The sequence below is a fragment of the Brenneria tiliae genome (assembly GCF_023347575.1).
In the GTDB taxonomy this organism is placed as follows: Bacteria; Pseudomonadota; Gammaproteobacteria; order Enterobacterales; family Enterobacteriaceae; genus Brenneria; species Brenneria corticis.
Genome location: NZ_JAKPCB010000096.1, coordinates 236283 through 258157, shown reverse-complemented (window position 1 = coordinate 258157; position 21875 = coordinate 236283). Strand labels below are relative to the sequence as shown.

Below are 21875 nucleotides of genomic sequence, written 5' to 3'. Positions count from 1 at the left end.
GTTGCCGACAAAGCTTCGGTGTCTAACCCTCCCCAACCCTCCCCTTCGCAGGGGGAGCACGTTATCTCCCCCTAAAACCGGCTGACGCAGTGCATCGCCACCGCTTTGAAATCCGCGAAATCCCGGCTGTCGCGCAGTTGGCTCATGGCGCGCTCGCGCAGAAAGGTGACGAACAGATCGTAAATCGCCATCGCCTCCTCATACTCGTTTTTGTTGATGGCGAGCAGGAAAATGACGTATGCCGTCTCATCGCCCCACGGAATTCCCCGTGGCGCCAGTACGGTATAGACCACCGTTTTGCGCGCCAGCAGTCCCAGCGAGTGGGGCAGCGCAATGCCTTCGCCGAGCATGGTGCTGACGATGGATTCGCGCTCCGCCACCGAGGGCAGAAAGTCGGCGTCGACGTATCCCTCTTTTTGCAACTGGCGGCACAGTTGGGCAAAAAGCGCCTGTTGGCTGATGGGCTGGTCGATGATGCGGAAGTGGCCGGCGTCAAAATATTTTTCCAGAATCCACGGCCGGGTTCTGTCCACCAGCACCAGTTTGCCGATCTGTTCCAACTGATAGCCGGTGGGAAACGGCGTCATGGTCACCACCGGTTTGTCTTTCTCCGTCACCCGGGCGGTGGCGATGACGAAATCCTCATCGATGGCGCCGCGCTGTTCGTAGTCCCGCAGGGTTATCGTTCCGGCGACCTCAATTTGCGGGTATTTGCGCAGCAGCAGCGCTTCAATCATGCGGATAGTGGAGTTGCCGCTGTCGCACACCAGCAGCACGCGCGGCCGGCGCTGATAACCGATGTTGTAATGGCGCTCCAGCCCCACGCCGATATGCAGCACCAGAAAGCCGATCTCGTTTTCGCTGATGGTATAGGGCGAGTATTTCCCCCAGCTCGATACCGCCGCCAGCGTCATGTCCCACGCCATCGGGTAGTGCTGTTTGATGTTGTCCAGCAGCGGATTGGGAATATTTATCTGATAGCGCACGCGAGTGATCATGGTTTTGATATGGGTCAGCAGGTCGGCATGCAGCTGCTCGTCGTGGAGCAGGTGGTAGTTATAGTGCGTATTGATATAGCGCAGCAGGTAGTTGACCAGCGCTTCATCGTCATCGGCGCTGATGGCGCTGGGGGAGATATCCTGAATCTGGCGCGCGGCGATATGCACCCTGAGCCAGTTTTCTTCCGCCGGCGCGAGCGGTTTGCCCGCCAGCCGCCGCAGAATATCCGCAATGCGCCGCGCCGCGTCCCGCACATTGTCATCCACATCGTCGACGGCAAACTCCGGCAGGGGATAGCCTTCGCTGATGCGCCTGACGGCAACGGCGCAGTAAAGCCGCAGGAACCGTTCGCCTTCATCGGTCAGGCGAATATGACAGCGGTGGAAACAATCATGCAGCGCGTCCGCCAGGCGAGGGAGGATATCGGGCGTGAGCGCCTCTTCGGTGATAAGCGGATCGGCGTCGTCCCGCTGGGCCAGTTCCCACAGCAGGTCGGTCAGACAGGCGCGAATCGCCGTCTCGTCGCCAAACAGCTTCATACCGTGGCGCGGGCGGGTTTCAATGCTCAGGCTGTAGCGGCCGAGCCATTCGCGCACCTCCGCCATATCGTTTTGCAGCGTGGCGCGGCTGACGAACCACGCCTCGGCGAGATCCTCCAGCTTGAGGGAAAAGGCCGCGGTCAGCAGGCGCACCACCAGATAGCGAATACGCGCCTGCGACGTCCGCGGAGTGCGCCGCGGACGCGGACGGCTTTCCTGTAGCGCCCGGTAGCGCGCCGGGTCGTCGATTTTCAACTGGTAGCCGCTGCCCCGGCTAAGCACCAGCCGGGCGCCGTGGCGCGCCAGCAGCGCATTGAGCGCGGTGATGTCGGCGCGAACGGTGCGGGTGGAAACCGACAGGCGCTGCGCCAGCTCATCCTGCGGCAGCGTCTCGTTTTGCAACAGATCAAACAACCGGGTCAAACGTTGGTTGGGGAATTGCACGCCTTTTCCTCTTGTCTTGCCGACGCGACGCCCGTTGATGCGCTATGGTGGCCGCCTCGCTAGGCTACGCGCTGCTTCACGATGGCGAGCAGGGCGCGCACGTCCTCCGGCCGGGTGTCGCCGCTCTGTTTATCGATAATCGAACTGTAGACGTGGGGGATGATTTTGCTTACCCCGGCATCCAGCGCAATCTGCAAAATATCGCCGACGTTGTCCAGATCGATGCCGCCGGTCGGCTCCAGCCAGAAGTCGTGGCGCGCGCAGGCGTCGGCCACCGCCTGATACTCGTCGCGGCAGCCTAGCCCGCCCATCGGGAAATACTTGATCGAACTGCCGCCCATATCCTGCAGCAGGGCGATGGCGGTATCGATGGGGACGACGCCGTCCGGCGACCGGCTGCTGCGTGGGCCGGTGGAAATTTTTACCCACCCCGGCCGGCCCGTCGGCGAGACCAGACCGTTCACCACCGTATCATACTGGCCGAGCAGCGCGCGGCTGGCCGCCACGCCGGTAAATACCTGGTTGACGTGCTGCGGCTGCACCTCACGGGCAATGTCGCCGACCATCGCCGACTGATTGGGGTCGCCCGCGCCCAGCCCGACGGAAAGCGCGTTATCAATCAGTTTGGCATAATCGCGCATATCCGCGACCGCGCTGGCCACGTCGGGATAGTTTTTCGACAGCACGCCGACCAGCACATGGCCTTCGGCGGCGTCATAAATGGCGCGGGCGTTGGTTTTCGATCCCGCCAGCACATTCAGGCAAACGCGGCCGCGGTAAAAATCGGGGGTCAGTTTCATGCACTTTTCTCCTGATGCAGCACGTCGCGAATACGGCGATAGACAATGTCCAACTGCTCGGCCGTCACGCTGCGCACGTCCGCTTCGATAATGCCTGCGTTGGCCTTGTAGCCGCGAAAATAGATGGCGTACTCGCCCTGCTTTAAGGCGTTGATTAAATCGGCGGTGGCGACGCCGGTGATGGCCTGGTCAAAGGTGATTTCGGCGCGGGCGATATCGCGTCCGGCGCTGTCCCACACCACGCGGGCGGAGACGCCCTCCAGCGTATTCAGCCGGTTGATGAAGCCGCTCATCTTTTCCGCCATCTGCGCGCCGCTCTCTTTCGCGGCGCCGAGATAATGTTCAATGGCGCAGGTCAGCCCCAGAATGCCCTCTTTGCCGACTTTCATGGCGCGCCCAATGCCGCCGGACTGGCGTTTCACCCACTCGACGTAGCGCGCTTTGCCGATCACCAGGCCGCTGGTGGGGCCTTCAATCGCCTTGGCGCCGCTGTAGATCACCAGATCGGCGCCGGCACGGTAGTAGCGCTGCAAGTCTTCCTCGGCCGCCGCGTCGACGATCAGCGGCACCCGGTATTCACGCGCCACCGCCGCCGCCTGTTCTACGCTGAGCATGCTTTTCTGCACGCAGTGATGGGATTTGATATACAGGATCGCCGCGGTGCGCGAGGTGATGGCCGCGGCGAGCTGAGCGGGCGAGCATTCGTTGGCGTAGCCGGCTTCCACCACTGCGCCGCCGCCGAGCGCCACCATCGCGCCCACCGGCGCGCCGAAGTTGACGTTATGGCCTTTCGGCAACAGGATATGGTTGTTTTCGATGGGGGTAACGTGCAGGTTTTCCAGCAGCCAGTCGCTGTCTTGCACCAGCACGGCGGCAACCGACTGCGCGATGCCGGCGCTGGCGCAGGAGACCACGACGGCGCCTTCCACGCCCAGCAGCCGCGCGATGTACTCCCCGGTTTTGTCCACCAGATCTTTGATTTCGAAGTAGTGGTTCATCCCCGCGACGACGGCGTCCACCACCTCCGGACGCGGGGTGGACACCCCGAGCGCCGTCATGCGCCCGGAGGCATTAATTACCTGTTTTAACTTATATTTATCATAAATCGACGGCATGTGACGTTCTCCCGTGTTCGGTCAGGAAGCCTTTGCCCGCCCGGATGGCGGCCAGCGGCAGCAGCAGATGCTCGGCCTGAAGGCTGTCGTCGGCGCAATCGGTCAATACGACGGGCCGGCGCTTTAGGTCAAACAGCGTCAGGTCGGCGTCGAGGCCGACGGCCAGGCGGCCTTTACGCGCCAGGCGCAGCCCGTCGGCGGCGTTGGCGGTGACGCAGTCAATCACCTGCGGCAGCGACATGCCGAGGGCGAGGAATTTGGACATCACCTGCGCCAGGCTATGCACCGGCCCGTTGATGCGATTGCGGCAGTAGATGTCGGAACTGATGGTGTGCGGCAAAATACCCTGGCTTATCGCCTGCCTGGCCACCGCGAAGCTGAAGCTGGCGGAGCCGTGGCCGACGTCTAGCCGCACGCCGCGCGCCAGCGCCTGCGAAATCGAGGCGCGTAATTGCCCGGTCGGCGTCAGAATACGGTTCGGCTTGCCGTTATAGCAGTGGGTGATGATGTCGCCGGAGGCCAGCAGCGCGGCTATCTCGTCCAGATCGGGCGGGGTGTTGCCGATATGCACCATCAGCGGCAGGCCGCCGTTTTCCTGCTGGAGCGCCTTGGCGCGCGCCAGCGGCGCGATGCCGTTGGCGCCCACCACGCTGCCGCTGAGGCGGGCTTTGAGCCCGACGATAAAGTCCGGGTGACGCTTTACGGCGTCGCGTACCGCGGCACCGTCGATATGTGACAGGTCGGCCAGCTCGTTCTGGGCGATCAGCCCGACGCGGGAAATATTCAGCAGCGCGTAAACCTCGGTGGCGGCGGCGCGCGTCAGGCGATAAAAGTCGTCCACATCGTCCGCGCCGGTGCTGCCGGCGTCCACCACGGTGGTGACGCCGGCGGCGATCCCCACGCTGTCCGGCTCATCGTGATAAATCGGCGAAGCCGGGTAGCAGTGGACGTGGGAATCAATCCAGCCGGCGCTGACATAGTGTTCCCCCTGAAGGTCGCATTCCTTGCGCGCCGGGCCGGCGACGTCGCCCAACGCCGCGATGCGTCCGTCCTGAATGGCGATATCGGTCAGCGCATCGTCCGGCAGGCGGGCGCGGCGAAGGAGTAAATCGAACATGGTTGCCTCCTGTTGAGACGGGCGCCGCGGCGCCCGACGGATTAGCCGATGGCCACCGGGAAAAAGGTTCCGAACAGCATCGCCCCGAGGATCGCGCCGCCGGTGATAGGTTTCTGCCACAGATAGAACAGCAGGGCGCCCAGCAGCGAGCCGACGCCGATGGGAATCGAGGCGCTCATCGCGCTGAGGATAATCAGCGGACCGAGAAAGCGGCCGGAGGCGTTGCCCGCGCCCATCATGACGTCGGCGCCGTAGGTGGAATCGCTCTGGTTGATGGTGAATTTACGCGCCAGAATAATCAGGTAGCCGATCGCCAGACCGATGACCAGGCCGGTTATCAGCGAGGCGGCGAAGTTGGCGACCGGGAAGACAAAGCCCGCGCCGAGCAACAGCGCCGGCACGCCAAGGCCGACGCCGGTCTGAATGGCGCCGCCGATATCCAGAATGCCCACCAGCGAACCTTCGATAATGCGGGCGAACAGAAAGCTGGCGCCGAACGCGGCCACCGCGCCGTAAACGCCGGTATCCATTCCGGCGCGCAGCATGGACACAAACGCCACTTCGTTGAACGCGCCGATGCCGTAGAGGTAATACATATGCGTACCGGCGAATACGCCGGAGGAGAGCAGGCCGACAAAGATCGGAAACGACCAGTCGGCATACCAAAACCCTTTATTCTCTTCCATTATTGGCTCCTGTTATTTTCCGCTCAGCGCGTTATGGATGCGATCCAGCCAGTCCGGCACGGTCAGGTGGAAAGATTCGATCATCTTCATATCGAAACCGCGGAAGAAGGCGCTCAGCACGAACAGGGCGACGATGGCGGTCATCATGATTTTGGTGACCCGGTTCCAGCCGCTCTCTTCAACGCCTTTGCCGATCAGAATCCCCAGCACCAGCCCCGGCACGGCGTTGCCCATAATCAGCTGCGCCGCGCCGCCGAATACGGTGGCCCAAAAGCCCGATTTTTTGCCGGCGTCGATCGCCGCCAGCCAGAAGATCACCGGCATCACGATATTGACCAGCAGGTTGGCGGCCGGCACCAGCACTTTCACCGCCGTCACCTGCAAGGCTTCCGGCACCGAGGAGGCGGTGAGGTTGAGGAAGGTGACCACCGCCATGCCGACGATGCCGCAGGCGATGGCCATTTTTCTCGGATCGTGCAGGGTTTGCGCCACGTTGCGGTTTTTCACCATCAGCGCCGCCGCGCCCCAGTTGGGGATGATGCGGTGGTCGACGTCCTGGGTGAAGGCGCCCGCCGCCACCGACGAGGCCCAGGCGTTAAAGAAGAAGCCCAGCCCGAAAGAGAAGTGCGACGCGGGATCGCCCTCGCAGGCGTTCAGTTCGCCCAGGGTGCGAAACGCGCCCATGCCTTGCGTGGTGGGCGCGTGAAACATGCGCGCCGCCCCGGCGCCCACGCCCACGCCGACCAGCGCGCCGATGATGAGCGATTTCATTAATATTATTAAGAACATCAGCCAGCCCCTTTATATTGAACATTCGCCGTTTGGCGCCATCAGCGTTGGGTAACGAAATCCACCTTATCGAGATTGATGGCCGTCACGTTGACGGTGACGTCCAGCTCCACGCTGAAGGTGCGTCGTTGCCGGCGCAGAAAGAAAAACAGAAACGCTTCGTTACGCACCGCTTCACGCGCGGCGATAACCCGCACGTCCTGCGGCTCGATGCGCAGCAAAATATGGGGTGAGGATTTCATCACGGCGGCCTGAACCTGGTTCAGGGCATCGGCGAAGGCCCTGGTCTTGCTCTCCCCCTTGCCGCTAACGCGCACCGTGGCGGTAAATTGCGTTTTCATTGTCAGCCGCCGTATTTCTTTTTCCAGGCTTGCACCAATCGTTCGCCCAGCTCTTCTTTATCCATAAAGCCGAAGCCCAGCACGTTGCAGCCGTCGTTGATGGCCGTCACCCCTTCCTCCACCGAGCGCATGCCGTATCTGGCTTTGTAGCCATGCTTATTCTGCGCGGTGATCGCCCCGGCGCCGCCGCTGCCGCAGAAAGAGATGCCGAAGTCGGCGTTTTCCGTTTTCATCACGTCGCCGAGCTTCATATCGGCGGCCATGCCGGGCACCACCACCGCCCGGCCGCCCGCTTTCTCGACGCCCGCCGCCACTTTCTGACCTTTTCCCAGACGATCGCCGATGACTACGCTGATTTTTTCCATCACTCACTCCTGAAAGTTAAAGGTTCTCTTTTGCCACTTCGAAATGAACCGACAGCAGCCAGGCTTCTTCATCGGGAAGATTGGCGAACTCCGCCACCACCGCGCGCGCCAGGCGCATCGAGTCGGCGGAAATCTCGTCGAACAGATCGGCGTCCACCTCCGGCAGCGGTTCGCCGGTCACCGACCGGTGCGCCATCGCCCGGACGTGGGAGGTCAGCATCTGCGTCTGCACCGCGTTCGGGATGATGTTGTGGCGTCTGAGTAGCTCGTCGATCCATAGCAGCATGCGATCGGCGAGTTGCCGGCTTTGCTCCGCTTCACGACTCCCGTTTTCGTTCATTACCGCTCCGTTATGCACATGTGTTACCTGTTTGATGGCGTTGTAGGCACACTAGCGCCGGCGGAGGAAGGTTTGTAGCGAGTTGTTTTCCACTTCAAAGTGGAAATCGGCGAGGCGTTGGCGATCTTCGCCACAGAACAGGCGCGTAGCGATGGGGGAAATAGCCGGTTGGACGGAGCGAAGAAACGGGCGCGGCGAACCGCGCCCGGCGGCGGATCAGACTTCCTTGATGGATCTGAATTCCGTTTCCGCTTGCTGGAAGCGTTCGGTAATCGCTTTGGACGGCGCCCGTCCCAGCAGGCTGACCACAAAGATGGTCACGCAGTTGAACAGGAAGCCGGGGATGATTTCATACAGCCCCAGAAAGCCGTAGTGTTTCCAGATCAGCACGGTGGCCGCGCCGACGATCATGCCGAACAGCGCGCCGTTGCGGGTCATGCGCGGCCACAGCAGCGAGATCAGGATAACCGGCCCGAACGCGGCGCCAAAACCGGCCCAGGCATAGCTGACCAGCCCCAGCACGCGGTTTTCAGGGTTGGCGGACAGGGCGATGGCGATAACCGCCACCAGCAGCACCATGGCGCGGCCTACCCACACCAGCTCTTTCTGGCTGGCGTTTTTACGCAGGAAGGGTTTGTACAAATCCTCGGTGATGGCGCTGGAGCACACCAGCAGCTGGCAACTGAGGGTGCTCATCACCGCCGCCAGGATGGCCGACAGCAATATGCCGGCGATCCACGGGTTGAATAACAGCATGGCCAATTCGATAAACACCCGTTCGCTGTTCTGGGACACGTTGCCCGCCAGTTCCGGGTGGTCGGAAAAATAGGCGATGCCGAAGAAGCCGACGGTTACCGCCCCGGCCAGACAGAGGATCATCCAGGTCATGCTGATGCGTCTGGCGTTGTGAATGATGTGGTGGGAATCGGCGGCCATAAAGCGCGCCAGAATGTGCGGCTGGCCGAAATAGCCCAGTCCCCAGCCCATCAGTGAAATAATCGCAACGAAGTTCAAGCCCTTGAACATATCCAGATTGGCGGGATTTTTCGCTTCAATCACCATCAGCGAGGTATCGATGCCCCCCAGCGCCAGGATCACCATCACCGGCGTCAGGATCAGGGCGAAAATCATCAGGCTGGCCTGTACGGTGTCCGTCCAGCTTACGGCGAGAAATCCGCCGATAAAGGTATAGGCGATGGTGGCGGCGGCGCCCGCCCACAGCGCGGTGCCGTAGCTCATGTCAAAAGTGCTTTCAAACAGGCGGGCGCCGGCCACCACGCCGGAGGCGCAGTAAATGGTGAAAAAGATCAGAATAACCACCGCGGAGATCACGCGCAGCAGCTTGCTGTTGTCCTCGAAGCGGTGAGTGAAATAGTCCGGCAGGGTCAGCGCGTTGTGGTTGACTTCGGTGTGCACGCGTAAACGGCCGGCCACCCACTTCCAGTTAAGGTAAGCGCCGATGGTCAGGCCGATGGCGATCCAGCTTTCGGAAATGCCGGAAATAAACACGGCGCCAGGCAGTCCCATCAATAGCCAGCCGCTCATATCCGACGCGCCGGCGGAGAGGGCGGTGACCAGGCTGCCCATACGGCGTCCGCCCAGAATGTAATCACCGAAGTTGTTGGTCGCCCGGTAAGCAAACAGGCCGATAAGGACCATCCCGAAGATATACACCAGAAAAGTCACCAGCATTGGTGTGCTCATTGTCATTTCACTCTCCACGTTCGTTATTATTCGCGCACCGTTGTGGTTGCGATAAACCCTGGCTTTCCACTCTGGCCGGAACGGGGCGCAGAGTGGATGTGTTATCGGTTGCAATAAGTGCCACTCGTATTGGCGGCCGTTGGTTATCCTAGTTGAGCAAGTGCGTTACCAACAGTATTTTTAACATATGAATTACATATTTCTCACTCCACATCACATTTACCATAATCGCTCTGGCCGAAAATCACACCGGCGATCGCACGTTATAATCCCTTGATAATATTATGGGTAAAGGCTTGTTATACGGGCGTTTCTTTTCTTCGCCGGCGGTGCGAGCCGTTTCGCAGCGCGGCGAAATGTTAAAAATAGCGAAAATAATCACCTTGCGTACGTCCCTGATTTAACAAGGTTGCACAAAGTTGCAACATGGCCGATATTGACGTGGACGATATTTACTTTTAATCACAGGAGTGGAGCGAATGGGTTCTACCACGATGGGCGTCAAACTCGACGAGGCAACGCGCGACCGCATCAAGGCAGCTGCGCAGCGCATCGATCGCACGCCGCACTGGCTGATCAAGCAGGCCGTTTTCAACTACCTCGAACGCCTGGAAAGCGGCGCCGATACTCCTGAGATACCGCAATCGGCCACGTCCGGCCACATTGAAGCGGAAGAGATTATGCCGCAATCTCAGGAAGAAGAAACCCATCAACCGTTTTTGGATTTTGCCGAACAGATTTTGCCCCAGTCGGTGATCCGCGCCGCCATCACCGCCGCCTACCGCCGTCCGGAAACGGAACTGGTGCCGATGTTGCTTGAACAGGCGAAACTTCCCGACGAAATGGCGCAATCTACCCATAAAATGGCCTATCGCCTCGCCGAGCGGCTGCGCGGACAAAAGTCGGCCGCCGGTCGCGCGGGCATGGTGCAGGGGCTGCTACAGGAATTTTCACTCTCCTCTCAGGAGGGCGTGGCGCTGATGTGCCTGGCCGAAGCCTTACTGCGCATTCCGGACAAGCCGACCCGCGATGCGCTGATCCGCGACAAAATCAGCGGCGGAGACTGGCACGCCCATCTCGGCAACAGCCCGTCGCTGTTTGTCAACGCCGCCACCTGGGGGCTGCTGTTTACCGGCAAGCTGGTCGCCACCCATAACGAAGCCAACCTGTCGAGCTCGCTTAACCGCATCATCGGCAAACGCGGCGAACCGCTGATCCGCAAAGGGGTGGATATGGCGATGCGCCTGATGGGGGAGCAGTTCGTCACCGGCGAAACCATCGCCGAGGCGCTGGCGAACGCCGGCAAGCTGGAAGCGCAGGGATTCCGCTACTCCTACGATATGCTGGGCGAAGCCGCGCTGACGGAAAAAGACGCCGCGGCCTACCTGGTCTCCTATCAACAGGCGATCCACGCCATCGGCAAAGCCTCCAACGGGCGCGGAATCTATGAGGGGCCGGGCATTTCCATCAAGCTCTCCGCCCTGCATCCCCGCTATAGCCGGGCGCAGTACCAGCGCGTGCTGGATGAGCTATACCCGCGTCTGCTGTCGCTGACGCTGCTGGCCCGCCATTACGATATCGGCATCAATATCGACGCGGAAGAGGCCGATCGGCTGGAGATTTCCCTCGATCTGCTGGAAAAACTCTGTTTCGAACCGCAGCTCGCCGGCTGGAACGGCATCGGTTTTGTTATTCAGGCCTATCAGAAGCGCTGTCCGTTCGTTATCGACGCCCTGATCGACCTGGCGCAGCGCAGCCGCCGGCGGCTGATGATCCGCCTGGTGAAAGGCGCCTACTGGGACAGCGAAATCAAATGGGCGCAGGTGGACGGTCTGGAAGGCTATCCGGTCTATACGCGCAAGGTCTATACCGATATCTCCTATCTGGCCTGCGCGCGTAAGCTGCTGGCGGTGCCCAATCTGATTTATCCCCAGTTCGCCACCCACAACGCCCACACCCTGAGCGCCATTTATCACCTGGCCGGCAACAACTACTACCCCGGCCAGTATGAGTTCCAGTGTCTGCACGGCATGGGCGAACCGCTGTATGAGCAGGTGGTGGGGAAGGTGGCGGACGGCAAACTAAACCGTCCGTGTCGCATCTACGCCCCGGTGGGCACCCATGAGACGCTGCTGGCCTATCTGGTGCGCCGGCTGCTGGAAAACGGCGCCAATACCTCTTTCGTCAACCGTATCGCCGACGCCAGCCTGCCGCTGGAAACGCTGGTGGCCGATCCGGTCGGCGACGTTGAAGCGCTGGCTGAGGCGGAAGGGCGTATCGGTCTGCCCCATCCGCGCATCCCGCTGCCGCGCCGGCTGTACGGCGACGGGCGGCCCAATTCCAGCGGACTGGATTTGTCGAATGAGCACCGCCTCGCGTCCCTGTCCAGCGCGCTGCTCAGCAGCGCGGCGCAGCCGTGGCAGGCGGGGCCGCTGATGGCCGACGCGCCTGAGCCGGGCGAGGCGCGGCCGGTGGTCAACCCGGCGGACGCCGGCGATATCGTCGGCTATGTGCGCGAGGCCGGCGCAGCGGATGTCGAACGGGCGCTGGACGCCGCGCTAAACGGCGGCGCCATCTGGTTCGCCACGCCGCCGGCGGAGCGGGCGGCGGTGCTGAATAACGCGGCCTCGCTGATGGAGAGCCAACTGCAACATTTGCTGGGGCTGCTGGTGCGCGAAGCGGGTAAAACCTTCGACAATGCGATAGCGGAAGTGCGTGAAGCGGTTGATTTTCTACGTTATTACGCCAGCCAGGTGGGCGAGTCGTTCGCCAACGACACCCACCGGCCGCTGGGGCCGGTGGTGTGCATCAGCCCGTGGAATTTTCCGCTGGCGATTTTTACCGGGCAGGTGGCGGCGGCGCTGGCCGCCGGCAATAGCGTGCTGGCCAAACCGGCGGAGCAAACGCCGCTGATCGCCGCCCAGGCGGTGCGGATCCTGCTGGAGGCGGGAGTGCCCGCCGGGGTGCTGCAACTGTTGCCGGGGCGGGGAGAAACCGTCGGCGCGGCGCTGGTCGACGACGGCCGGATCCGCGGCGTGATGTTTACCGGCTCGACGGCGGTCGCAGGCTTGTTGCAGCGCAGCATCGCCGGGCGTCTCGATGCGCAGGGGCATCCCATCCCGTTTATCGCCGAAACCGGCGGGCTGAACGCGATGATTGTCGACTCGTCCGCGCTGACGGAACAGGTGGTGACCGACGTGATCGCCTCGGCCTTCGACAGCGCCGGCCAGCGTTGTTCGGCGCTGCGGGTATTGTGTATCCAGGAGGACGCGGCGGAGCATACCTTGCAGATGCTGCGCGGCGCGATGGCCGAATACCGCATGGGGAATCCCGAACGCCTGTCCACCGATATCGGGCCGCTGATCGACGCGGACGCCCGGCAGGCCGTCGAACGGCATATTCAGGCGATGCGGGCCAAAGGACGCACGGTGTTCCAGGCGGCGCGGCCGGAAGAGCGCCAGGAGTGGCAGCGCGGCACTTTCGTCAAGCCGACGCTGATTGAGCTGGAAAGTTTTGACGAATTGGAGCAGGAGGTATTCGGGCCGGTATTGCACGTGGTGCGCTATCAGAGCCAGAACCTGAACGCGCTTATCGGGCAGATTAACGCGGCTGGCTACGGCCTGACGCTGGGCCTGCACACGCGCATTGATGAAACCATCGCCCGCGTGACCGGGGAAGCCCGGGTGGGGAATCAGTACGTCAACCGCAATATGGTGGGCGCGGTGGTGGGCGTTCAGCCGTTTGGCGGGGAGGGATTATCGGGCACCGGGCCGAAAGCGGGCGGGCCGCTGTATCTCTACCGCCTGCTGTCGCATCGCCCGGACGAGGCGGTGGCGCAGGGGCTGGCCGGACAGGATGGCGGCCAAACGGCGGATGCGAGCGCGCGGGCGGCGTTACTGGGCGCGCTGCGGGCGTTTGAACAGTGGGCGCGGGACGAACAGCGCGACGATCTGGCCGCCCTCTGCCGGCGCTACGGCGAGAACGGACTGGGCGGCTCGACCTATCTGCTGCCGGGGCCGACGGGAGAGCGCAACAGCTATACGCTGGTGCCGCGCGAATGGGTGTTATGTCTGGCGGATGACGACCAGGATGCGCTGACGCAGCTCGCCGCGGTGCTGGCCGTCGGCGGCCGCGTCCTGTGGGTGGAGTCGGAGGAGGGCAGAGCGCTGTACCGGCGTTTACCGCAGGCCGTGCAGTCGCGCATTCGCTTCGGCGACGACTGGCGGCAGGCGGAGCCGGCGTTTGACGCGGTGATCTATCACGGCGACGCGGATCGGCTGCGCCAGCTGAGCCAGCAATTGGCCGAGCGCGAGGGGCCGATCGTTTCCGTACAGGGATTTGCCCGCGGCGAGAGCGGCATCCTTCTGGAGCGGTTGCTGCATGAGCGGGCGCTGAGTATCAATACCGCCGCCGCCGGCGGCAATGCCAGCCTGATGACCATCGGCTAGATCCAGGCGCTATCGCCCGGCCGGGAAAGGGACGCGTTTGCCAGCAACGCGCTTTCCTCCCGGCAGGGCGCGCGGCGCCCTCAGTTGCGGTACAGCACTTTGATCAGATGGTAACCGAACTGGGTTTTCACCGGGCCGACCGGTTTCAGCAGCTCGCAGGAAAACACCGCTTTATCGAAAGCCGGCACCATATCGCCTTTGCGAAACTCGCCTAAATCACCGCCGTTGCGTTTTGACGGGCAGGTGGAATATTGCTGCGCCAGTTTCTGAAAGTCAGCGCCCTGTTGCAGCTGGGTCAGAATGTCGTTGGCCTGTTGCTCGGTATCCACCAGAATATGCAGTGCTGCCGCGGTATTCGCCATTTTATTACCTTTTTACGTTAGAGATTCCCGCGTGCAATGTAACATCTGCAACGCAGGATGTAGACTGCGGTGTGCCTTCGTCAGTATAAATCCCCGATCAGGATCGCGCTGGCTTTCTGCTACAATCGCCGTTCGTTTGATGAGTGAGCAATACCCTTATGCGTTTAAACCCCAGCCAACAACATGCTGTCGAATTCGTTACCGGCCCTTGTCTGGTGCTGGCGGGGGCCGGTTCGGGCAAGACGCGCGTCATCACCAATAAAATCGCCCATCTGATCCGCCAGTGCGGCTATCAGCCTCGGCACATCGCCGCGGTGACCTTCACCAACAAAGCGGCGCGCGAGATGAAAGAGCGGGTGGCGCAAACGCTGGGACGCAAGGAAACCCGCGGGCTGACCATCGCCACCTTCCATACGCTGGGCCTGGAGATCATCAAGCGGGAGTACGCGGCCCTGGGGATGAAAGCCAACTTTTCCCTGTTTGACGATCAGGATCAGATGGCCTTGCTGAAAGAGTTGACCGAGCAGTGGCTGGAAAACGATAAAACGCTGTTGCAGCAGTTGACGTCGACGATCTCGAACTGGAAAAACGATCTTATCGATCCCGCCGGCGCGGCGGCAACGGCGCGTTCCGAGCGCGACCGGCTGTTTGTCCATTGCTATGCGCTATACCACGACCATCTGCGCGCCTGCAACGTGCTGGATTTCGACGATCTGATCCTGCTGCCCACGCTGTTGCTTAAACGGAATGACGAGGTGCGCGAACGCTGGCAGAACCGCCTGCGCTATCTGCTGGTGGACGAATACCAGGACACCAACACCAGCCAGTATGAGCTGGTCAAATTGCTGGTGGGCAGCCGCGCGCGCTTTACCGTGGTGGGGGACGACGATCAGTCGATTTACTCCTGGCGCGGGGCGCGCCCGCAGAATCTGGTGCTGTTGCAGCAGGATTTCCCCAGGCTGGAGGTGATCAAGCTGGAGCAGAACTATCGCTCCTCGGGGCGGATCCTCAAGGCGGCCAATATCCTGATAGCCAATAACCCGCACGTGTTTGAAAAGCGCCTGTTCTCCGAGCTGGGCTATGGCGACGAATTAAAAATCATCACCGCCAACAACGAAGACCACGAAGCCGAACGGGTGGTCGGCGAGCTGATTGCGCACCATTTCATCAAGAAAACCGAGTATCGCGACTACGCCATTCTGTATCGCGGCAATCATCAGTCCCGGCTATTTGAAAAAATGCTGATGCAGAACCGCATCCCTTATCGCATTTCCGGCGGCACCTCATTTTTTTCCCGTCCTGAAATCAAGGATCTGCTGGCCTATCTGCGCGTCTTGACCAATCCGGACGACGACAGCGCTTTCTTGCGCGTCGTCAATACGCCCAGACGCGAGATTGGCCCGGCGACGTTGAAGAAGCTGGGGGAGTGGGCCAACCAGCGCAATAAAAGCCTGTTCAGCGCCAGCTTTGATTTGGGATTAAGCCAGTCCCTGACCGGGCGCGGGTTGGAGTCTCTGCAACGCTTTACCCAGTGGATGGCGGAGGTCGCCCGGCAGGCGGAGTCTGAACCGATCCCGGCGGTTCGCGACCTGATCCACGGGCTGGACTACGAAAGCTGGCTGTACGAAACCTCGCCCAGCCCCAAGGCGGCGGAAATGCGCATGAAAAACGTCAATCAGCTGTTTAGCTGGATGACGGAAATGCTGCAAGGGTCGGATCTGGATGAGCCGATGACGCTGACCCAGGTGGTGGCGCGCTTCACCCTGCGGGATATGATGGAGCGGGGGGAAAATGAGGAAGAGCTGGATCAGGTGCAGTTAATGACGCTGCACGCGTCAAAAGGCCTGGAGTTTCCCTACGTTTTTCTGGTGGGCATGGAGGAAGGGCTGTTGCCGCACCAGAGCAGCATTGATGAAGATAATGTCGATGAGGAGCGCCGTCTGGCGTATGTCGGCATTACCCGCGCGCAGCGGGAGTTGATCTTTACCCTGTGCAAAGAGCGGCGTCAGTACGGGGAGCTGGTGCGTCCGGAACCCAGCCGGTTTTTGCTTGAGCTGCCGCAGGACGACCTGATCTGGGAGACGGAGCGCAAGATGGTCAGCCCGCAGGAGCGGATGCAGAAGGGGCAAAGTCATCTGGCGAATATCCGTGAGCAGCTGGCGAAGGCGAAAGCAAGCAAGTGACGGTCAGGGCGGGGGAGCCCGCCCTGTTCCGGTTTACGGATTGATAGCCTTACCGTCAACGCTCACATTTTCCGTGGCGCCAAAATTCCAGGGCGCGTCGCCATCGCGCAGTCGGCTGAATACCACGCCGTCGAAGCGGCTGTTGCGTAAGTCGCTGATAGCCGTCGGCGGGACATTCTCCAGCTTGACGTTAGCGAAGTGGATGTCGCTGTGCCAGGCGTTTTTCGCGCTGTTCCCTTTGATTTCAATGGACGGAGAGTTACCCGTCGTGCCTTGTATCGTGACATTTTTTATCAGGAAATCATGGAACCGGGCGGGCGTCGTTGACGGCGGATAATCAATTTTCGCATTGACATCGGAGTAGCTCAGCGTGAGCACCACCGCCTGTTTGGCGATATCCTTCATGGCGTTGTTGCGAAACAGAATGTTGCGCGCGCCGCCGCCGATATCGGTGGTGCTTTTCGCCCGTAAACCGACGTCGGTCAGATACATGACGTTGTTTTCCGCGATGATATTTTCAATCCCGGCGCCGGTATGGCTGCCGGTCACGATGGCGCCGTGCCCCATGCGGAAATAGTTATTGAACAGCCAGGCGCCGTTCATGGCTTCCTGCCGGCGGGCTTTTTCTCCCGTCCCGGCGGCGAAGTTGATGCAGTCATCGCCGGTGTCGAAAAAGTTATTGAATACCATTACGTTTTTGCTATTGCCGAATTCGATGCCGTCGCCGTTGTTGGCGTCATAGGTTTGGTGAATCAAACCGTTTGCCACCACGTTATGGTTTTCCAGGTTCATGATCCCGTGAAATGCCGGGTTGCGCACCGTGAAGTCGGCCAGATAGACATTTTCCACGCCGCGCAGGGTGATCAGGCTGGAGCGCCGTTGTCCGTAGGCGGTTTTGAGATCCATTCCGCCGGCGACGGCCTGCTCGACCTGATGTTTAGCCAGTATGCCGTCTTCGTGTACCTTGCTGTTTTTACTGGCGACGTACTGCGGCAACGTCCCGCCCAATTCGTCCTTTATTTCACCTTTTGCGGTTCGCCGCCAGCCGTTGCCGTCGATCATCCCCTTGCCGACGATGCGAATATTGCGAAACGTGCCGGGGTGCGAGCTTTTGGCATCGATGGCATTAATCAACGACGCCGGGCGTTCGGTGGTGGAGTAAGGGTAGAGCCGATAACCGGCCGGATAGTCGGCGGGATTATCCGAGCCCAGCAGAACGGCGCCGGCTTGCAGATTCAGCGTCATATCGCTTTTTAACCACAGCGCGCCGGTCTTGTAAATCCCGCGGGGAACATCGACCCGGCAACCGGGTTTACAGGCATCAATGGCCTGCTGGATCGCCGCGGTATTCAGCGTGTTGCCGTCCGCTTTGGCGCCAAATTCATTAATATTCACCACCTGGGGGAAGACGGCGGTTTTCGCGCTTACGGTATTGCTGGCGGCGGAAAGCGAGCCGTCCGCATAGACCGCTTTGACGGTGAAGCGGTATTCCGTGCCGGGTTGCAGCCCTTCAGCCTTAAAATTGTGTATCGCAATCTTATGATGAAAGGCGTGTTCGTCGCCGGCGTAAAACGCATTGATATAGGGCTTGGCCGGTGAGTGTCGATCGTTGTTCCGGCTGGCGAGCCCCAGGGATTTTCCATCCTGGTAAAGGTGATAATCAGTAATATTGCCGTTGTATTCCGGGGCTTCCCATACCAGAACGATGCTGCGATCGTCATAGGCCAGGGTGGGAACCTGCAAATTTTGCGGCGCCGGCGACGAAGCCGCCTCGACAGTAAGTGGCGCGGCGGTCAGGCTTAACATCGCTGCAAACATACCGCTCCGGTAACGGATAGAAGATTGCATGTTTATCTTTCCTCAGAGTGTATCGGGTTAAGGTCATTAGCCTTACAGAGGGAATGGCTATTTTATTTTTTATAAAAGAAACACTGTTTTATAAAAATACACTCGGCGTTTCTTTTTGTACCGGAAGGGGATCACAGAACAACGGGCGAGATTGCAAACGGAGAGGTTAATACGGGCGGACGAAGTCACAACCCGTTGAGATTAAATGGGGTTTTCTTCCAGAATCAACGGCCAGTGAACGTAGCTTTGCCAGCGGCTTTCCTGTTCCAGCGCTTCCGCCCGCAGCGGATGCTGCGCCATCCAGCCGGCGGGCAGAGTAACGAGCAAACCGTCGCTGGCGATATCCACCCGCAAGCGTACCGCGGGGAGGGTGTCGTCGCGGCGGCGGCTGGCGAAAATAATCGCCAGGCGCAGCAAACGGCACAGGCGCTGCGCCTGGATCGCCGGCAGCGCGTTTTGCTGGTTCAGCAGCATCAGGTCGACGGGGTTACTCTGGTTTTGCAGCAGGGTGGCCAACAGTTTCTTTTGCGCGGGAGTAAAACCGGGAAGATCGCTATGGCGGATCAGATAGGCCGCATGCTGCGGCGACTGGCGAAAATCGATACTCAGACCAATTTCGTGCACCAGACAGGCGTTATGCAGAAGCTCGCGACATCGGTCGTCCAACTGCCAGTCCCGGGCGACCTGCCGCAGGAAATTATCGGCCACCGCGCTTACCCGCTCGGCCTGTTCGACGTCCAGCAGATAACGGCGTTGCAGATTGTGCAGCGTGCGGTGGCGAATATCCTGCTCAATCGGCAAATGCAGCATGCCGTAGACCAGACCCTCGCGCAGCGCGCCGCCGGCCAGCGTCATGCAGTTAATGTCGAGCTCTTGAAAAACCGCCAGCAGAATGGCCAGCCCGCTGGGGAAAACCAGCGCCCGTTCCAGCATCAGGCCTTCAATTTCCAGCTCCTCCAGCTTACCGCACTGGATCGCATGCTGTTTCAACTGCTGAAGTTTCGCCAGAGTAATGTATTCATCCATACCCTGGGCGACCATAATTTCCTGTAACGCCTGTACGGTGCCCGACGCCCCGACGCAGATCTGCCAACCCTGTTCACGCAGGGACGCCGCAACCGGCCGCAACATATCGCGGGCGGCCTGTTCGGCGCGCTCGAAATTGCCGCTTTCCAGATGGCGATCGCCGAAGTAGCGCTCCAGCCAGGTTACGCATCCCATGGGCAGGCTGATTAACCGAGTGGCCTGCGCGCCGGTGCCGGCGGCCAGCTCGGTGCTGCCGCCGCCGATATCGACCACCAGGCGTTTTTCCGGGCCGCCGGTGGTATGGGCTACGCCCTGATAGATAAGCCGGGCTTCTTCTTCGCCGCTGATAACCTGCACCGGCAGGCCCAGTATCCGCCGGGCCTGTTGCAGGAATTCCTCGGCGTTGGTGGCCAGCCGCAGGGTGGCGGTGGCGACAACGCGCACCTGCTCGCGCGGGATATCCTGCAGCCGTTCTGCAAAGAGCTGCAGGCAGTGCCAGCCTCGCTGCATCGCTTCCGGCGATAGCCGGTGCCGCTTATCCAGCCCGGCCGCCAGGCGGACTTTGCGCTTTACTTTCGCCAGCGTCTGAATGCTGCCCGCGGCTTCCCTGACGACCAGCATATGAAAGCTGTTGGAGCCGAGGTCGATGGCGGCATAAAGTGAAGAAGAGCTTGGCATTGGCGATCAACCCGGCCGTTTACGAGTATTGCGCGGCGGGCCGCTGCGGCGCGGCGAGTTGTGCCTGCGCGGGCCGCTGTTGGAGCGCGGAGGCCGCGTTAAACGCTTCGGCGCCGGTAAATCGTTAAGCAGCGCGTCGCTGTTATATTTACTGACCGCAATGCCATGGCCGATATAGGCTTCAATGGCCGGCAGGTTCAGCGCATATTCCTCGCAGGCCAGGCTGATGGAGAAGCCGCTTTCGCCGGCGCGGCCGGTGCGGCCGATACGGTGAACGTAGTCTTCGCAATCATCCGGCAGATCGTAGTTGAAGACGTGGGTCACCAACGGAATATGCAGGCCGCGCGCCGCGACGTCGGTGGCGACCAGAATGTCCAGATTGCCGTTGGTGAAATCATCCAGAATGCGCAGGCGTTTTTTCTGCGCCACGTCGCCGGTTAACAGGCCGACGCGGTGGCCGTCGGCGGCCAGATGGCCCCAGATATCTTCGCAGCGGTGTTTGGTATTGGCGAAAATAATGCAGCGATCCGGCCACTCTTCCTCGATAAGCGTTTGCAGCAGGCGCATTTTTTCTTCATTGGACGGATAAAACAGCTCTTCGGTGATGCGGTGGCCGGTTTTTTGGTCCGGTTCGACTTCCACGTATTCCGCATTGTTCATCTGTTCGAAGGCAAGTTCGCGTACGCGGTAGGAGAGCGTGGCGGAGAAAAGCATGTTCAGGCGCTGGGTAACGGGCGGCATGCGGCGGAACAGCCAGCGAATGTCTTTGATAAAGCCGAGGTCGTACATGCGGTCGGCTTCATCGAGAATGACGACCTGGATGGCGCCCAGATTAATATGGTTCTGTTTGGCGTAGTCGATCAGGCGACCGGTGGTGCCTACCAGAATATCGACGCCGCTTTCCAGCACCTTGAGTTGTTTATCGTAACCGTCGCCGCCATAGGCGAGACCGAGTTTTAATCCGGTCAGACGGGAAAGCGCTTCCGCGTCAGCGTGGATCTGTACGGCTAATTCACGGGTCGGCGCCATAATCAACGCCCGCGGCTGATTGGTTTGACGCTCCGCGTTGGCGGGGTGTGAAAGCAGATAATGGAAAGTAGACGCCAGAAAAGCCAGCGTCTTGCCGGTACCGGTTTGCGCCTGACCCGCGACATCACGTCCTGACAGAGCCAGGGGTAATGTTAACGCCTGAATCGGCGTACAGTTATGAAACCCTTTACTTTCAAGAGCTTCTATAACATGCGGGTGCAGGGCGAAGTCGGAAAACTTCTGTTCGGTTAAGTGTGTTTTGCTCATAGTGTGGTAGAATATCAGCTAACTATTGCTTTACGAAAGCGTATCCAGTGAAATAAAGTCAACCTTATTGTTGGTTAATCTACACCAACAAGGTTGAGATAATCCTGTGGAGTAAAACATGAGCGATAAAATTATTCACCTGACTGACGGCAGTTTCGATACGGAAGTATTGCAGGCTGAGGGCGTAACCCTGGTTGATTTCTGGGCTGAGTGGTGTGGTCCCTGTAAAATGATCGCTCCTATTCTGAATGAGATAGCCGAGGAGTTCGACGGTAAATTGACCGTCGCCAAACTCAACATTGACGAGAACCCGGCCACCGCGCCGAAATACGGCATCCGCGGTATTCCCACGCTGCTGCTGTTCAAGAACGGCGAAGTCGCGGCAACCAAAGTGGGCGCCTTGTCCAAAGGGCAACTGAAAGAGTTCCTGACCGCTAATTTGTAAATCTTCATGGGGGCAATCGGCCAATGAGCAATTCTCATATTGACCGCTTGCCGCCCGTCGTGAAGCGTGCTAGATTCGTCATCACTGCATATCGTACTTACCTATGTTTAAGCCCTTAAGCTTAAGCCTGAAAGTTTGAGTCTAAAGCGTTATTCTGTGTCAAAATCGGAAAGTCATTGATTTACAAAAATGTTCGTCATCCGATTTGGGCAATCTAATAGTTTTAAAATAATTGGTTTTATGTGTCTTCGATCTCTTGCCGTCGTTTTGTGCAGATCCTGCGCCCCTTAAATGCGAAACAAAACAGGTACTCAGCGATTGAAGGCCGTTATAGAGGCACGGATGATCCT

Annotated in this window: 17 protein-coding genes; 3 read left to right on the top strand and 14 right to left on the bottom strand. The window is 60.1% G+C overall.

From position 1 onward, the window contains the following. Positions 1-71: 71 nt before the first annotated feature. The 10 genes from MFP24_RS11170 to putP all read right to left on the bottom strand — a co-directional run bounded on the left by MFP24_RS11170 (position 72) and on the right by putP (position 9245). The gene (locus MFP24_RS11170; protein ID WP_249230613.1) at positions 72-1982 is read right to left on the bottom strand and encodes a BglG family transcription antiterminator; all 1911 of its coding nucleotides are present in this window, start codon (positions 1980-1982) and stop codon (positions 72-74) included. Positions 1983-2041: 59 nt separating this feature from the next. Then, positions 2042-2782 (bottom strand): 2-dehydro-3-deoxy-phosphogluconate aldolase, encoded by a 741-nt coding sequence (dagF, locus tag MFP24_RS11165; RefSeq protein WP_249230612.1) that lies wholly within the window; start codon positions 2780-2782, stop codon positions 2042-2044. Further along, positions 2779-3897, bottom strand: a complete 1119-nt coding sequence (locus tag MFP24_RS11160; protein WP_249230611.1) for a DgaE family pyridoxal phosphate-dependent ammonia lyase — start codon at positions 3895-3897, stop codon at positions 2779-2781. The genes dagF and MFP24_RS11160 overlap by 4 nt, the downstream gene beginning before the upstream one ends. Continuing rightward, entirely contained in the window at positions 3881-5014 is a 1134-nt protein-coding gene (locus MFP24_RS11155; protein ID WP_249230610.1) for an amidohydrolase/deacetylase family metallohydrolase, read from the bottom strand. Before MFP24_RS11155 ends, MFP24_RS11160 begins: the two co-directional genes overlap by 17 nt. 41 nt (positions 5015-5055) lie before the next feature. Then, positions 5056-5700, bottom strand: a complete 645-nt coding sequence (locus MFP24_RS11150) for a DUF4310 family protein (protein ID WP_249230609.1) — start codon at positions 5698-5700, stop codon at positions 5056-5058. Between the two features lie 12 nt (positions 5701-5712). Beyond that, positions 5713-6489: a DUF4311 domain-containing protein gene (locus MFP24_RS11145; RefSeq protein ID WP_249230608.1), complete on the bottom strand. Its 777-nt coding sequence runs from the start codon at positions 6487-6489 to the stop codon at positions 5713-5715. Between the two features lie 41 nt (positions 6490-6530). Then, on the bottom strand, positions 6531-6830 hold the full coding sequence (locus MFP24_RS11140) for a DUF4312 family protein (protein ID WP_249230607.1): 300 nt from the start codon (positions 6828-6830) through the stop codon (positions 6531-6533). A gap of 2 nt (positions 6831-6832) precedes the next feature. Next, positions 6833-7195, bottom strand: coding sequence for an SFCGS family glycine-rich protein (locus MFP24_RS11135; RefSeq protein WP_249230606.1), 363 nt, complete (start codon positions 7193-7195; stop codon positions 6833-6835). A gap of 16 nt (positions 7196-7211) precedes the next feature. Further along, on the bottom strand, positions 7212-7553 hold the full coding sequence (locus MFP24_RS11130; protein ID WP_249230605.1) for a glycine dehydrogenase: 342 nt from the start codon (positions 7551-7553) through the stop codon (positions 7212-7214). A gap of 198 nt (positions 7554-7751) precedes the next feature. Beyond that, a complete protein-coding gene (gene putP, locus MFP24_RS11125) occupies positions 7752-9245 on the bottom strand; it encodes a sodium/proline symporter PutP (RefSeq protein WP_249230604.1) in 1494 nt (497 codons plus the stop codon). A gap of 473 nt (positions 9246-9718) precedes the next feature. On the opposite strand from putP, the gene putA reads away from it, so the two are divergent. Next, positions 9719-13687, top strand: a complete 3969-nt coding sequence (gene putA, locus MFP24_RS11120; protein WP_249230603.1) for a trifunctional transcriptional regulator/proline dehydrogenase/L-glutamate gamma-semialdehyde dehydrogenase — start codon at positions 9719-9721, stop codon at positions 13685-13687. Positions 13688-13767: 80 nt separating this feature from the next. Here the strand turns inward: putA and ppiC are convergent, their stop codons facing one another. Then, positions 13768-14049 (bottom strand): peptidylprolyl isomerase PpiC, encoded by a 282-nt coding sequence (ppiC, locus tag MFP24_RS11115; RefSeq protein WP_136166730.1) that lies wholly within the window; start codon positions 14047-14049, stop codon positions 13768-13770. A gap of 158 nt (positions 14050-14207) precedes the next feature. Here ppiC and rep point away from each other — a divergent pair, with 158 nt between their 5' ends. Next, positions 14208-16232: a DNA helicase Rep gene (rep, locus tag MFP24_RS11110; RefSeq protein ID WP_249230602.1), complete on the top strand. Its 2025-nt coding sequence runs from the start codon at positions 14208-14210 to the stop codon at positions 16230-16232. Positions 16233-16265: 33 nt separating this feature from the next. On the opposite strand, the gene MFP24_RS11105 is transcribed toward rep, so the two are convergent. The 3 genes from MFP24_RS11105 to rhlB form a co-directional block, all read right to left on the bottom strand. After that, the gene (locus tag MFP24_RS11105; protein ID WP_249230601.1) at positions 16266-18080 is read right to left on the bottom strand and encodes a glycosyl hydrolase family 28 protein; all 1815 of its coding nucleotides are present in this window, start codon (positions 18078-18080) and stop codon (positions 16266-16268) included. 201 nt (positions 18081-18281) lie between these two features. Next, positions 18282-19784, bottom strand: coding sequence for an exopolyphosphatase (ppx, locus tag MFP24_RS11100; protein WP_249230600.1), 1503 nt, complete (start codon positions 19782-19784; stop codon positions 18282-18284). A 6-nt stretch (positions 19785-19790) separates the two neighbouring features. Continuing rightward, on the bottom strand, positions 19791-21080 hold the full coding sequence (gene rhlB / locus MFP24_RS11095; RefSeq protein WP_249230599.1) for an ATP-dependent RNA helicase RhlB: 1290 nt from the start codon (positions 21078-21080) through the stop codon (positions 19791-19793). Positions 21081-21198: 118 nt separating this feature from the next. On the opposite strand from rhlB, the gene trxA reads away from it, so the two are divergent. Beyond that, the gene (gene trxA, locus MFP24_RS11090) at positions 21199-21525 is read left to right on the top strand and encodes a thioredoxin TrxA (protein WP_009111024.1); all 327 of its coding nucleotides are present in this window, start codon (positions 21199-21201) and stop codon (positions 21523-21525) included. The last annotated feature ends 350 nt before the right edge of the window (positions 21526-21875 follow it).

Coding starts and splice junctions, on each gene's coding strand:
- MFP24_RS11105 (WP_249230601.1), bottom strand. CDS start 18,080: ATGCAATCTTCTATCCGTTACCGGAGCGGTATGTTTGCAGCGATGTTA.
- trxA (WP_009111024.1), top strand. CDS start 21,199: ATGAGCGATAAAATTATTCACCTGACTGACGGCAGTTTCGATACGGAA.
- putP (WP_249230604.1), bottom strand. CDS start 9,245: ATGACAATGAGCACACCAATGCTGGTGACTTTTCTGGTGTATATCTTC.
- MFP24_RS11145 (WP_249230608.1), bottom strand. CDS start 6,489: ATGTTCTTAATAATATTAATGAAATCGCTCATCATCGGCGCGCTGGTC.
- rep (WP_249230602.1), top strand. CDS start 14,208: ATGCGTTTAAACCCCAGCCAACAACATGCTGTCGAATTCGTTACCGGC.
- MFP24_RS11155 (WP_249230610.1), bottom strand. CDS start 5,014: ATGTTCGATTTACTCCTTCGCCGCGCCCGCCTGCCGGACGATGCGCTG.
- MFP24_RS11135 (WP_249230606.1), bottom strand. CDS start 7,195: ATGGAAAAAATCAGCGTAGTCATCGGCGATCGTCTGGGAAAAGGTCAG.
- MFP24_RS11160 (WP_249230611.1), bottom strand. CDS start 3,897: ATGCCGTCGATTTATGATAAATATAAGTTAAAACAGGTAATTAATGCC.
- rhlB (WP_249230599.1), bottom strand. CDS start 21,080: ATGAGCAAAACACACTTAACCGAACAGAAGTTTTCCGACTTCGCCCTG.
- ppx (WP_249230600.1), bottom strand. CDS start 19,784: ATGCCAAGCTCTTCTTCACTTTATGCCGCCATCGACCTCGGCTCCAAC.
- MFP24_RS11140 (WP_249230607.1), bottom strand. CDS start 6,830: ATGAAAACGCAATTTACCGCCACGGTGCGCGTTAGCGGCAAGGGGGAG.
- putA (WP_249230603.1), top strand. CDS start 9,719: ATGGGTTCTACCACGATGGGCGTCAAACTCGACGAGGCAACGCGCGAC.
- dagF (WP_249230612.1), bottom strand. CDS start 2,782: ATGAAACTGACCCCCGATTTTTACCGCGGCCGCGTTTGCCTGAATGTG.
- ppiC (WP_136166730.1), bottom strand. CDS start 14,049: ATGGCGAATACCGCGGCAGCACTGCATATTCTGGTGGATACCGAGCAA.
- MFP24_RS11150 (WP_249230609.1), bottom strand. CDS start 5,700: ATGGAAGAGAATAAAGGGTTTTGGTATGCCGACTGGTCGTTTCCGATC.